A 12352-nucleotide genomic window follows, 5' to 3' on the forward strand; every position below is an offset into this window, starting at 1 on the left:
AGGCCTTTTGGCTTGTATAAAGCTAACTGTTATTGAGCTTCAGCCAGTGCAATGCCATGCTGCGTTAGTCCGCAAAGCATCACAGGAACAGCGTTAAAGATCTCTTCGAACTGCTCTAGGCCTTCGATGCCTTGCTCTGCAAGCGTAGCAATTGACGTTTCTGGATCGTAAAGCATGCTCAGTGACAGCAGGACACCGCCAACGAGTGCGTTATCTTCGCTCTCTTCAGGCATTAGTGTTTCCCAATCGTCGCGAGCAATCTGCCAGCCTTGAAGCAAGCCTTCACAAAAATCACGAGCGGCAGTGTTCACCACTTCTTCGTCGTCTAATTGACAAGCTTCAGGCCAAACCCAAGTCCCTTCAATCAGTTCTGGGCGGGTTTTATTCCAAAGCTCGATGATAACTTCAATGTAGCTTTCTAGCTGTTCACCATCCGTAAAAGGTGCGACTTCTTCGCCACCCCATAAGAACGGTAGCCACTCATGCGGGGTTAACACATTCGGTGCCGCTGCCATTGCAGTGACAAAGCCCATTGTTTTGTGTTCTGTGATTAGCTTTCCTTCCAACTCTGGAAGCGCAAGAATATCTTGTAAAGTCAAAGTGAGGTACCGTAAAGGGAACATATTTGCGCTTATAGTACCAATGAACTTGTGCCAATCAAGCTTCAATCTAAAAAGGCTTGATGTCATGGATGATAAACACTAGGTTTAACAGAAAAGAAAACAATAAAAGAATTATGCAGATACGGTCGTCTTTAAAGAAAAAAAGCATGGTAGCGCTTGGATTATACCTTGCGATGTTTATTGCCATTGTCGGTAGTGTGACGTATTACGTCGTAGAATCCCCTGTGCGCGCCAAATTACAACAAAACCTCGACTTGCGTACGCAACTGTTATCCGCATTGATTACAGAGCCACTCAGTAGTTCTCGAGGCTTCGTAGACAGTCTCGTTGGGTTTGCTCAAGCGCATCGTAACGGTGAAGATGTTATTCCGCTCTTTAAGTCCATGTTGGCGGCGAGCGACGATACGATTGTCAGTGCCGGTATTTGGCCCGAACCTTATACGCTTGATTCTAAAAAGCTTCTCAACAGTTACTTTTTTAATAAAGCCGACGATGGAATAATCGACCAGATATATTCTTACAACAACCCCCAAAATGCCCCTTATCAAGAAGAGTATTGGTACACCTCTGTCGTCAACCAAAAACAAGGCACGATCTCTTGGAGCGATGTGTATATCGATCCATACACACACGTTCGAATGATTACGGCGTCTTCCCCTTATTATTACGACGGTACTTTTGCCGGTGTTGCCACGGTGGATCTCTCGCTCGAAGAGCTGCTTGGTTTTATCAAGAACCACGCCGAAGAATACAACCTTGGCATTACGCTCAGAGATAAGCTTAACCAAGTGTTGGTTTCGCATAACTTTAATCTCGTTGAAGGCATTTACATCAGTAGCAATCAATTTGGTGATTTCGGCTGGCAAGTGGATGTGGTGAACTCCAAATCACGAGTAGAAGACGAAGTGTTTCGTCAGGTGATGAGCATTGAAGGCGGTATTGTTCCGCTATTGCTACTTTGTGTCATGGCGGGGTATTACTTATTGAACCGTTATTTGATTAGTCCAATCACAAGGATTGCAGCACAGGTTGATAGTTCGAAAGCCGGCGAAATCATTGATGTGGATTACTCGAGTGATGACGAAATCGGCCATTTGATTAAAACCTTCAACGAAAAGACCATTTATCTCGAAGCGGAAAAGGTTAAAGCTCAGGCATCCACCAATGCAAAAACCGCTTTCCTTGCGACCTTGTCACATGAAATTCGCACTCCGATGAATGGGGTATTGGGTACCGCTCAAATCCTATTAAAAACGCCTCTAAATTCTGAACAAGAGAAGCATCTTAAGAGCTTGTATGAGTCCGGCGATCATATGATGACTCTACTCAACGAGATCTTAGACTTCTCGAAGATCGAGCAGGGCAGGTTGGATCTTGATGAAACGCGTTTCCCGCTTGATTCGATCATCGGCAGTATTAACAGTGTTTACTACACATTGTCTTCCGAGAAAGGGCTTCAATTCAAAGTGTACTCTGAGGTGACTTCGGGTCGTTGGTACTTCTCAGATAAAGCTCGCCTTCGCCAAATTTTGTTTAATCTATTGAACAACGCGGTGAAGTTCACCTCCAGAGGCTTTGTTGAGGTGTACCTGAAAGAAGTTGTAGAGGGGAGTGACACCTATCTGAGCATTCGAGTTCGTGATACCGGAATTGGTATTTCTAAAGAAGCTCAGAAGCGTATTTTTAAACCGTTTGAACAAGCGGAGTCTTCGACCACAAGGCGTTTTGGCGGTACTGGCCTTGGCCTCGCGATTGTGAAGAAAATTGCCCAGTTGATGGATGGCAGTATTACCGTCACCAGTGAAGAAGGGATAGGCACGAGTTTTGATGTTCGCTTGAAGATTCAGCCATGTCAGCCAGGAGAAATCGAGAGTTTGCCACATAAGAAGTTGGACTACTCTGGCTTAAAGGTACTGATCGTCGAGGACAACCGAACGAATACGGTGATCATTGAAGCCTTCATGAGCAGTAAAGGCTTTACCTGTAAGAGCGTCGAAAACGGTGAACTTGCGATACAAGCCGTGGTTGCTGAGCGCTTTGATTTGGTGCTCATGGATAACCATATGCCTGTGATGGATGGCGTTGAATCAACCACTGCTATTCGTGCTTTGATAGGCGATGTGTCATCGGTATTGGTGTTTGGTTGTACGGCTGATGTCTTTAAAGAGACTCGTGAGCGTATGTTGGGGGCAGGTGTGGATTATATTATTGCTAAGCCGATTGACGAGCGTGAACTGGATGATGCCTTGTTCCGCTATTCAAATAAGCTTTATCAATACCATGAAGTAAAAGCGGATGAGCTCGAAAGCCAAGACGTAAAACCACACGATTCGAAAAGTAAAAGCGAGTCACTGCCTAAACCTGATCTTCGCAACAAAGATAACACTGAAGAGCTGTTAGTGACGTTGTATGTGGCGCTAGAAGACAACAACCTAGAACTGATTCAATTTGCACTAGAGAGCCTACGTGTCCACGTTGAAGCTATGAACAACGCGGAACTTACTGAACAAGTCGATAAAGCGTTAGAGCAGGTTGCTTTAGGATCACCACCTACACAAGATGTCATTAATATCATTACTGTAAATCTACCTATGGCTTAAATGTTGTTTAATTACGGTTAGTAAATGACGAACTGTCCAATATTTGACCTTGGTTGGATTTTTTGGTGAAAGTGACTGCTTTTAAAGTGGTTTTTGGTTGTTAATTTACAACTTGATTTTTAATTTGGAGTGTATGACTACTAATCTTGTGATTTAATAGCGACATTATCTGGTGAGGTGCAAATGTGCCTTGTTTATATGTTACTAAATCACTAATTAAGCAGTGATATATTTTAGGTTTGTCGTCAATGAAGTCTCGTGGTCCATTTTGTATTCGAAACGCAGCTGCGGATACATTTGCTATGGTCGTTTTCTGTTTTATTTCTGGCATGATCGTAGAAGTGTTTATTTCTGGTATGACGTTTGAGCAATCTCTTGCTTCTCGAACGTTATCTATTCCTGTAAACATTGCTATCGCTTGGCCTTATGGCGTTTTTCGTGATTGGTTCTTACGCAATGGTGCAAAACTTTCAGAAAGCTCATTGATGAAAAACTTGTCTGATTTGATGGCATACGTGTTATTCCAGTCTCCAGTGTATGCGGGTATTTTGTTGGCAGTGGGTGCTTCAGGCGACCAGATCGTTACGGCTGTCACCAGTAATGCAGTTATCTCGTGCGGTATGGGCGTACTTTACGGCTACTTCCTCGATATGTGTCGTAAATGGTTTCGAGTTCCTGGCTACTATCAACAAGCTTAAGAAAAGCAACAAGCGTAAGTGCAGCGAAAGAATGAAATTTGGTTTGTTTTTGATCTAATGAGTTAATTTGTAATCGAACAAACCGAAAAAGGCACTTTTTTTGAGAATGCCCCTTGACCAAAGCAAGCAGAATCAATAAAGTAGCGCCTCGTTGAGTGACATGCTCAACACACAATTTGTGGAAGGATGGCTGAGTGGCTTAAGGCGCTCGCCTGGAAAGCGAGTATACGTTTATAGCGTATCTGGGGTTCAAATCCCCATCCTTCCACCACTATTCAAAACCCTAGCAGAAATGCTGGGGTTTTCTCGTTTTAGAGCCTCTATATCCCACCTCATCTGTATACCTCCCTAATATCCGTTCCTTTAATCATTGCTTTATAGTTATAATCTCTATTAATACCGTCGCAGAATTAACCATATTAGGTGTTTTTATCATAGATAATCGCTTGATTTTTTGGCCTGAATCTAGATTATTAATAGTACGCAATATTATGAATAATCTAACTATTAGGAACCCATAGCCTCATGACAGAAACCCTAGTTTCTCCAATGCTCTCTTTTACGATCGCGATTTCGTTACTGTTTATCGGTAAAGGTTTGATTGAGCGATCTGAAGTATTAAGAAAGTATTCACTGCCAGAGCCTGTGATTGGTGGCTTTGTCTGCGCAGCGACCGTAGCGGCGCTTTACTATATTTTTGAAATCCAAATCACCTTTAGCCTAGATGTCAGAGACTTTTTGCTTCTCTACTTTTTTGCTGGCATCGGGCTACAAGCGGATATTAAAACACTGATTAAAGGTGGGCGACCGTTGTTCATCCTACTGTGTCTTGCTGCCATTTTTATCGTGTTGCAAAACGTAGTCGGAATGGCAGTCGCTTCTGGCTTTGGAATGGATCCTAAAGCAGGCTTGCTATCTGGGTCTGTTAGCTTGATAGGCGGCGTAGGCACAACGTTAGCGTGGGCGCCAATGTTTGTGGAAGAGTTTGGTATTGCTAACGCGCTCGAACTTGGTGTCGCTTCAAACACGGTTGGTTTAATTGCAGCGTGTGTGATTGGTGGCCCGATTGCCAACTACCTGCTCAATAAACACAAAGTAAGCCCTTCTAATGAAGAAGAGGTTACGGTTGGTGCATTCCAAGAGAGTGAAACAAAAACGGATCTTAGTCACTACGGCGTTCTATGGGCGTGGTTGATTCTTAACTTAACACTAATGCTGGGTTACAGCTTGAGTGAAGTTATCGACTCTATGGGCCTAAAACTGCCGTTATTCGTTAGCTGTTTAATCGCTGGTATCTTAATCGGAAACGTCGGTCGTGCATTGTTTAAGAAGCGTCGTACACAAGAGAAAATCGCTCAAGGCCGAAAAGGCTTAGCGATGATCTCTGATATCTGCTTAGGCATGTTCTTAACCATGGCATTGATGGGGTTACGTATCTGGGACCTCGATGGACTGTTTGGCTATATCTCTGTTGTCATGAGTATCCAGATCTTGCTTTCCCTGTTGTTTACTGTGTTTGTCGTTTATTACTTGATGGGAAGAAACTACGATTCTGTGGTGATATGTTCAGGCTTTGGTGGTATCACTCTAGGCTCGACCGCAACAGCAATTGTGAACATGACCGCAGTAACTCACCGCTATGGCGCAAGCCCACAAGCGTTCATTGTGGTGCCATTAGTGTGGTTTCTTTGTTGATTTGATCAACGCATTGGTGATCAGTTTCTTTGTTGGTCTGTAGTGAAGTGACCGGTTATTGACTGCTTGAGGTTTACATCGGGATAATGACCACAAAGGCGATGACGAAAGTTGTCGCCTTTGTGTTATCTACAGCAAAAAATACACGTATATCAACCTTTGATGTAATGCCTTGAAGTGACTCGGTGCACAAGTTAGTAAGAGCAATTACGATCTTGATAAATTGGGATATATGTTCGCAGCAAATTTGTGAGACGCTTGATTAAGTGTCAGTTGAATTACAAGGAAGTTGAATGCACCACTTTAATATCCGTGCTCTCGAGTACTTAAACGCGTTATCAAAATACAGGTCGTTACGTAAGGCATCTAAGATGATGAACGTTGACCCTGCCGCGATGAGTCGAATGCTGACACAGTTAGAAGCGCAAGCGGAAATGAAAGTATGGGAGCGCAACAACCGCCAATCTCTGCTGACTGAGGCGGGGAACGAACTGTTGAACTACTATCGCTCCATTGTTCGTGGAGAGGCGGCAGTGCTTGCTCGACTAACCAAGCTTAAAAACCTCAAGGGCGGTAATGTTAGCATCGCGATTGGAGAAGGATTTATTACTAACTTGGTCTCTAAACCGATGCAAACCTTCATGACTCGTTATCCTGATATCAATCTTTCTATTGAGATCGCAGGGGCATTGGATGCAGTCAAGATGTTGGAAGATCAACAGATAGACTTTGCGATAACCTATGCGTCTGCACCACATCCTAAACTGCACTCTCACGTTGAACGCAGCCATCCGCTCGAATTGATTGCTCCGAAGGGGCACTTCCTTACGATGAAAGAAGCACCAGTGGTAATGCAAGATATTCAAGACGCTTCTCTCGCCTTGATCGATAACTCGACCGGCATGGGGAGGCTGGTAAAGCAGGCTGAACAAATTTCCCATCTTACCTTGCAGCCAAAGCTACAAACCAATTCGGTCACTGCACTGACAAACTTTGTTTCAGCAGGGTTGGGCGTCACCTTTATGCCCAAGCTCACCGTGATCGATGAGATAAAATCAGGGCAGATTGAAGTGGTTGCGACCGAGTTGGAGATGTTATCGAAGGCGACGGTTAAGGTTCAATCTTTGAAAGGCCGTGCACTCACGCTACAAGCCGAAACCTTGTTGGATTTTTTACTCGAGAACGCCACTTTCTTGAGTCATGACGCTTACAATATCTAGGCTTAATCAGTTTACTTAGCGACTCCTACCTAAGCTTTCAAATACCGCCAATATCACACTTCCAAACTGCTGGATTTGTTTTCGAGTCGAATTGATGTTTTGTCAATGCCACCTCTATTGTTAAGTCAACACATGCGGAATAAGTTACAAATTATTAACGAAACGAGTTTTAGACTGACAGCTGTGTTCGACAGATTTGGCTTTGTCAGGCATTAGGGGAAGAGAATGGAAGTTATTGTAATTGGCAGTGGTGTTATTGGATTGACCAGCGCATGGTACTTGGCAAAAGAAGGTCACTCGGTCACGGTTATTGATCGTCAAGATAGCAGTGGCAAAGAAACCAGTTTTGCGAATGCCGGGCAAATTTCTTACGGTTATTCATCACCATGGGCGGCACCGGGCATCCCTTTGAAAGCGATGAAATGGCTTACCCAAGAACATGCGCCACTTAAAGTGAAGCCTTCTCTTTCTCCAGAGTTAATGTCTTGGGCGACTAAGATGCTCGCCAACTGTAATGAAGCCAAGTACGCACAGAATAAATCGCGGATGTTACGAGTCGCTAACTACAGCCGAGATTGCCTGACTCATCTAAGAATCAGTGAAGATTTGGCTTATGAGGGCCGGCAGAAAGGCACCTTGCAAGTATTCAGAAGCGAAAAACAATTGGACGCTATTCAGCAGGATATGAAGCTGTTAACAGAGAGTGGAATCGAACACTCGTTGTTTGATGTTGAACAGTGTCTGTCAGTGGAGTCGGGTTTAGCAGACGTTAAAGACAAGCTGGTGGGCGGTCTGTATTTACCACACGATGAAACCGGTGATTGTCATCAGTTCTGTTTAATCCTGACTGAGAAAGCCAAGCAACTCGGCGTTCAGTTCGTGTTTGATACCGAAGTGGTAAGTTTGAATCATCAGAATCAAACCATTGAGAGTATTACAACGACTCAAGGCGAGTTCAAAGCGGATGCTTATGTGGTTGCTTCAGGAAGCTATTCTCGAGAACTGTTGAAACAAGTCGACTTGTCTATCCCGGTTTATCCAGTGAAAGGGTATTCGTTAACACTACCGATCGTGAATGCAGATAAGTCACCAACCTCGACTGTGATGGATGAAACCTACAAGGTAGCGATGACGCGATTTGATGACCGTATTCGTATCGCGGGTACGGCCGAGCTTGCGGGTTTTAATTACCTGATTCCAGAAAAACGCAAAGCCACGATTGATATGGTGATTAAAGATCTTTTCCCACAAGCGGGGGACTTTTCTAAAGCCGAATACTGGACTGGGTTAAGACCAATGACGCCAGATGGCACGCCTATCATAGGAAAGACGCCTATCAAGAACCTATTTACAAATACTGGACATGGGACATTAGGTTGGACAATGGCATGTGGCTCAGGAAAGATCTTGGCAAGCGTGGTCAGTGGCTCAGCTAGTGATATTAAAACTGATGACTTAAGTATCCACCGCTATTTGTAGTGAGATGATGCAGTGATAATTAAACAACCCCATTCTTAAGCCTTAGAATGGGGTTATGGGTTCTGAGGGAGAAGATTATCTGGTGGTGGTTTCTAGCACATGGGTAAATCTATCCCACGATTTTTGGTCAGCTTCTTGTTGATAGTTGTTTGAGCCGAATACAGTAAAGGCATGTGGCGCACCACTGTAGGTGATCATTTCATGCGGAACTTTGGTTGATTCAAGTTGAGCGGCGAGGCTTCCAAAGTCGTGCATTGAAATCATGGCATCAGCCGTGCCGTGGAACACGACTACGGGAGCTTTAGTCTGCGAGTAGTCTTGGCCTTTTGGTGTTGATAAACCGCCATGGAAGGTGACGTAAGCCTTCGAAGGAATCCCCGCACGAGCGGCTTCCAATACAGCGGCTCCGCCGAAACAGTATCCCATCATTACGTTGTTATCTAAGTTTCCGCCAAGTCTTTGTGCTTCCATGGCTCCTGCGTTGAGTAGCGCACGCATTTTTTCACGGTCTTTATACAATTCGCCCGTGTGCTGCTTTTTGTCTTTCACTTCGGTTGGGCGGATGCCTTTACCAAATAGGTCGATAGCGAACACGTTGTAACCGAGTTCGTTGAGCATCTCAGAACGCTTCTTTTCGTAATCAGTTAAGCCATCCCAATCGTGTATTAGCAACACCAAAGGGGCTTGGTCACTGGCTTCACTCCAATAACCTTCATAGTCCATACCGTCAACTTGGTAAGTAACGTTTTCTCCAGAAATTGCTGAAAAGGGAAGTAAAACTGAAAACAGACCTAGTGTAGTAAGTGCTCGCATACGTTAATCCTTCAGGTGACGAGTGGCAATCCAATGGAAAGTATAGATAACGTTATGATTCTCGCCAGATTGTCAGTTTGGATTTGATGGGTAAAGCAAGAAGGGCAGTTGTCTGAAATGAAAAGAGACTTAAACGAAAGAAACAATCACAGTAAGCCGTCACTGTGATTGTTCGCATAACAGGTTTAGGAGGTTTGAACCATTACCAAGCAGGGGCTGCGCTGCTATCGCTGTTAGAACCACTTGTTCTGATATCAGGATACTTACGCTGATAGCGAGGCAGCATTGATTCATTGCCTAAGATGCCACCTTGATGAATATAGATAATGGTTTTAGTTGGGTTATCTGCCTGCCATTGCTCTAAACATTGCCACATCAATGGATCGTAAAGCAGATCGAATTCAATGTCAGTTTGCTCCTGAAGATCTAGCCATGTCTGATAGTCTTGCTTATACAGTTTTCCAAAGTGGTGCTTTTTCGGGAGAGGTAATATCTGCGGATGTTCACTTTCGCCAAGCTCATTGAATTGCTGCGTTAAATAGTCACTGCCACCAACACAAGCACAGGTTAGCACTGGGATGTTGTGCATTTTTAAATGCTTATGAAGGTACAGCGCAGTACTGCCAGTTCCTGCGGGTAGGGCCACAACAAAATCGTATTGGTTTTCAAAGCGAGTCCAGCTCAGTATTTCCATCGCCAGTTGTTTTACGCCATATTCAGAAAGCTGAGAGCGTCCACCTTCTGGTAACACAATGCATTGTGAGTCAGGTTGTCTTACTTGCTCAATATATTCTTGTGGATGAAGCTCAGAGCCTGTTTCTTTGACTGAAATAACCTCAGCCCCGAGATCGATAGCGCCACGGTAGTTGCCGAGTGGGCGTTCTTGTAGCCATCGAGGTAGGTGATCAACGTAAAACTCAAGCGTCCAACCTTTGATTTTTGCAAGTGCGGCTAGCGAGAACAATGAGTTGGCTTGAGCGGAACCATAGCTTATTAGGGTGGTAGTGCTTGGGTGCTCGTCTTCCAGTAGCTTCATGAACTTTCTGGCTTTGTTGCCGCAAAAGTGGGAATGAAGCTGATCGTCACGCTTTAAGAAAAAGGTGTGGTCGTTGTATTGATGTTGAGTTACAGGGCTATTATTTAGTTTCATCGCACTTAGACAAAATGCTGACTCAAGAGCCAGCATTTTTAAATCAAATAGGACGGACGAGTATCTAGTAGCCAGAGGCGGCTGTAAACCAACTAAATCAAGTTTTCGTTCGATATTGACGCGGATGAATCGGCTTGAAAGGTGATCTTGGCTGTGCATCCACCACAGCTGCGATTAAACAATTCAAAGTCCCAATGAAAACGCTGACACAAGTCATCGACAATCAACAAACCTAGCCCGTGTCCATTCGGGTTGTATTGCTCCTGCAGGCCTTCGCCTTGGTCTTCAATAATAAGACTGTCTTGAGAAAGGGTAATAGTTACTGTACCGCTATTAGTGGCTGCAATCGCGTTTCTTAACAAGTTACCGACCAACATATTCATTATCGCGCTGGTGGCCTGAATTGTGGGTTCTGATTGAACTTGTAAGGTTATCGCGACTTCCTTCTCGTCAGCCTGCAACGAATTTTTAGAAACGATAGTCTCTAGCTCTTGCTGGCTGAATAAACGTAGCGGTGCATCGTCACTGTTTCTTTCATAGCGAACGAGACCAAGCAGTGCATCGACCATTTCAGACATTTGAACAATGGCTTCATCAATACGTTCAACCTGACGAGATTGAAATTCGGTTGTTTCGCTTCTCAGTAACAGTTTGTTGGCACCACGAGCAACAGTCAACGGAGTTCTTAGTTCATGACTTGAGTAGCGTGCGAAAGCTTGCTCGCGTTTTACTAGAGAATTGATTTCTCTTCTGTATTGATTGAGTTGATCCGTCAACTGACGAAACTCCACCGCCGCATCGTCATTCACTCCAAATTCTTCGTTTAGATTGAGCTTATTGGATTCAAGCTGTTCAGACAGGGAGTTGAAGGGCTCAATCAGCCGTTTAGACAACCGATAGAGCAGAGCTCCGAAGCTGAATATTAGAATAGAGAGAAGGGCTAATACAAATGTGGTGGCATAAACGAGCTCAAAGACACTAAGCTCGACACGGTCTATTTCAGAAAGCAGAACAATAGGGTGAGTTCTACCTTCATGAGTATACTCGCCTACATAGACCATGCGAGATTCTGGATCTTCACCGACCTCACCAATGAAATTTTCTTTGCCTTCAATATACTTTAAATACTTTTTCGGTAGATAGGAAAGATCGTTGTAAGCGATAGTCAGGTCATCAATACGAAGCTCTCCACTTTCACCTGACTGGAATAACCCGACTGCATAGTTGCGGTCAATTAGGATGCGTCTTTCACCCACGCGGTCTTCCGACAAGTACAGGGCTGTGATAAATACCACATAGACAAATGCCGACACAATTACGGCCATTAACCCAAAGAAAACCGCTAAGCGGCCCGTTAGGGTTTTTGTGCTTGTAAGAACATTTGAAATCAATTCGATGGCTCCAATCGGAAGCCAACTTTAGGCACCGTAATTAACATCTGAGTGTCGAAAGGCTTGTCGAGTTGATTACGTAACTGATAAATGTGACTGCGCAACACATCATTGTTGGGTTCGTTTTCTTCCCATAACTTGTAGGAAATAGCTTCACGAGTGACTACTTCAGGTGCGCTTTGGCACAGCATCTCAAGTATGGTGTAAGTGGTTGGGTTGAGCGCTAGTAGTTTATCTTGGCGGTAAGCTTTACGGGTTTTTTGGTCGATGGTGAGTTCATCGAACTGAAGTTTTGAAGAGGCGACTTTTCCGCGGTAACGACGAACCAGTGCGTTCATTCTGGCTTCTAAAATATCCAAATCGAAAGGCTTGGTTAGGTAATCATCGGCACCGTGGTCAAACCCTTTCAACATGTCTTCACGGCTATCAAGCGCGGTAAGCATCAGGATCGGGGTTGTGTTGCCTTGGTCTCTTAGCTTGTTACAAACCGTTAGGCCGTCCATTCTTGGCAGCATCAGATCTAATATGATGATATCAAAAGAGTTATCCATCGCGAGTTGCAAGCCAAGCTCACCGTTGTCCGCGTAATCGAGCTCCATCCCAATGCACTCAAAATAATCAAATAATACGCCTGCGATTTCACGGTTATCTTCGACTAATAGAACTCGTTTCATTTTGATTCT

Annotated in this window: 9 protein-coding genes, 1 tRNA gene and 1 pseudogene; 6 read left to right on the plus strand and 5 right to left on the minus strand. The window is 44.3% G+C overall.

The genetic code is table 11. From position 1 onward, the window contains the following. Positions 1-29: 29 nt before the first annotated feature. The gene (locus ACED46_RS00605) at positions 30-599 is read right to left on the minus strand and encodes a UPF0149 family protein (RefSeq protein ID WP_371720713.1); all 570 of its coding nucleotides are present in this window, start codon (positions 597-599) and stop codon (positions 30-32) included. A 170-nt stretch (positions 600-769) separates the two neighbouring features. On the opposite strand from ACED46_RS00605, the gene ACED46_RS00610 reads away from it, so the two are divergent. The 6 genes and pseudogenes from ACED46_RS00610 to ACED46_RS00635 all read left to right on the plus strand — a co-directional run bounded on the left by ACED46_RS00610 (position 770) and on the right by ACED46_RS00635 (position 8315). Beyond that, complete coding sequence (locus ACED46_RS00610; protein ID WP_371720714.1) at positions 770-3223, plus strand: ATP-binding protein; 2454 nt, start codon at positions 770-772, stop codon at positions 3221-3223. A 248-nt stretch (positions 3224-3471) separates the two neighbouring features. Beyond that, a complete protein-coding gene (locus ACED46_RS00615) occupies positions 3472-3921 on the plus strand; it encodes an L-alanine exporter AlaE (RefSeq protein ID WP_017062062.1) in 450 nt (149 codons plus the stop codon). Positions 3922-4101: 180 nt separating this feature from the next. Further along, positions 4102-4192 (plus strand) — tRNA-Ser (locus ACED46_RS00620). A 254-nt stretch (positions 4193-4446) separates the two neighbouring features. Beyond that, positions 4447-5659: pseudogene (gene gltS / locus ACED46_RS00625) on the plus strand (sodium/glutamate symporter). A 250-nt stretch (positions 5660-5909) separates the two neighbouring features. Next, the gene (locus tag ACED46_RS00630; RefSeq protein ID WP_017063521.1) at positions 5910-6836 is read left to right on the plus strand and encodes a LysR family transcriptional regulator; all 927 of its coding nucleotides are present in this window, start codon (positions 5910-5912) and stop codon (positions 6834-6836) included. Between the two features lie 225 nt (positions 6837-7061). Further along, a complete protein-coding gene (locus ACED46_RS00635; RefSeq protein ID WP_171732034.1) occupies positions 7062-8315 on the plus strand; it encodes a D-amino acid dehydrogenase in 1254 nt (417 codons plus the stop codon). 75 nt (positions 8316-8390) lie between these two features. On the opposite strand, the gene ACED46_RS00640 is transcribed toward ACED46_RS00635, so the two are convergent. The 4 genes from ACED46_RS00640 to ACED46_RS00655 all read right to left on the minus strand — a co-directional run bounded on the left by ACED46_RS00640 (position 8391) and on the right by ACED46_RS00655 (position 12343). After that, a complete protein-coding gene (locus ACED46_RS00640) occupies positions 8391-9128 on the minus strand; it encodes a dienelactone hydrolase family protein (protein WP_371720715.1) in 738 nt (245 codons plus the stop codon). 202 nt (positions 9129-9330) lie between these two features. Beyond that, positions 9331-10278: a pyridoxal-phosphate dependent enzyme gene (locus ACED46_RS00645; RefSeq protein WP_371720716.1), complete on the minus strand. Its 948-nt coding sequence runs from the start codon at positions 10276-10278 to the stop codon at positions 9331-9333. Between the two features lie 92 nt (positions 10279-10370). Further along, positions 10371-11669: a HAMP domain-containing sensor histidine kinase gene (locus ACED46_RS00650; RefSeq protein WP_017063525.1), complete on the minus strand. Its 1299-nt coding sequence runs from the start codon at positions 11667-11669 to the stop codon at positions 10371-10373. Next, positions 11666-12343: a response regulator transcription factor gene (locus tag ACED46_RS00655; protein WP_371720717.1), complete on the minus strand. Its 678-nt coding sequence runs from the start codon at positions 12341-12343 to the stop codon at positions 11666-11668. Before ACED46_RS00655 ends, ACED46_RS00650 begins: the two co-directional genes overlap by 4 nt. Between the last annotated feature and the right edge of the window lie 9 nt (positions 12344-12352).

Origin of the sequence: Vibrio sp. 1S139 (assembly GCF_041439475.1) — a bacterium.
Taxonomy (GTDB): domain Bacteria; phylum Pseudomonadota; class Gammaproteobacteria; order Enterobacterales; family Vibrionaceae; genus Vibrio; species Vibrio crassostreae_C.

What these genes read in the sequence shown, in the direction of transcription:
- ACED46_RS00615 (WP_017062062.1), top strand. Translation starts at nt 3,472, where the DNA reads ATGAAGTCTCGTGGTCCATTTTGTATTCGAAACGCAGCTGCGGATACA.
- ACED46_RS00635 (WP_171732034.1), top strand. Translation starts at nt 7,062, where the DNA reads ATGGAAGTTATTGTAATTGGCAGTGGTGTTATTGGATTGACCAGCGCA.
- ACED46_RS00655 (WP_371720717.1), bottom strand. Translation starts at nt 12,343, where the DNA reads ATGAAACGAGTTCTATTAGTCGAAGATAACCGTGAAATCGCAGGCGTA.
- ACED46_RS00630 (WP_017063521.1), top strand. Translation starts at nt 5,910, where the DNA reads ATGCACCACTTTAATATCCGTGCTCTCGAGTACTTAAACGCGTTATCA.
- ACED46_RS00645 (WP_371720716.1), bottom strand. Translation starts at nt 10,278, where the DNA reads ATGAAACTAAATAATAGCCCTGTAACTCAACATCAATACAACGACCAC.
- ACED46_RS00610 (WP_371720714.1), top strand. Translation starts at nt 770, where the DNA reads ATGGTAGCGCTTGGATTATACCTTGCGATGTTTATTGCCATTGTCGGT.
- ACED46_RS00640 (WP_371720715.1), bottom strand. Translation starts at nt 9,128, where the DNA reads ATGCGAGCACTTACTACACTAGGTCTGTTTTCAGTTTTACTTCCCTTT.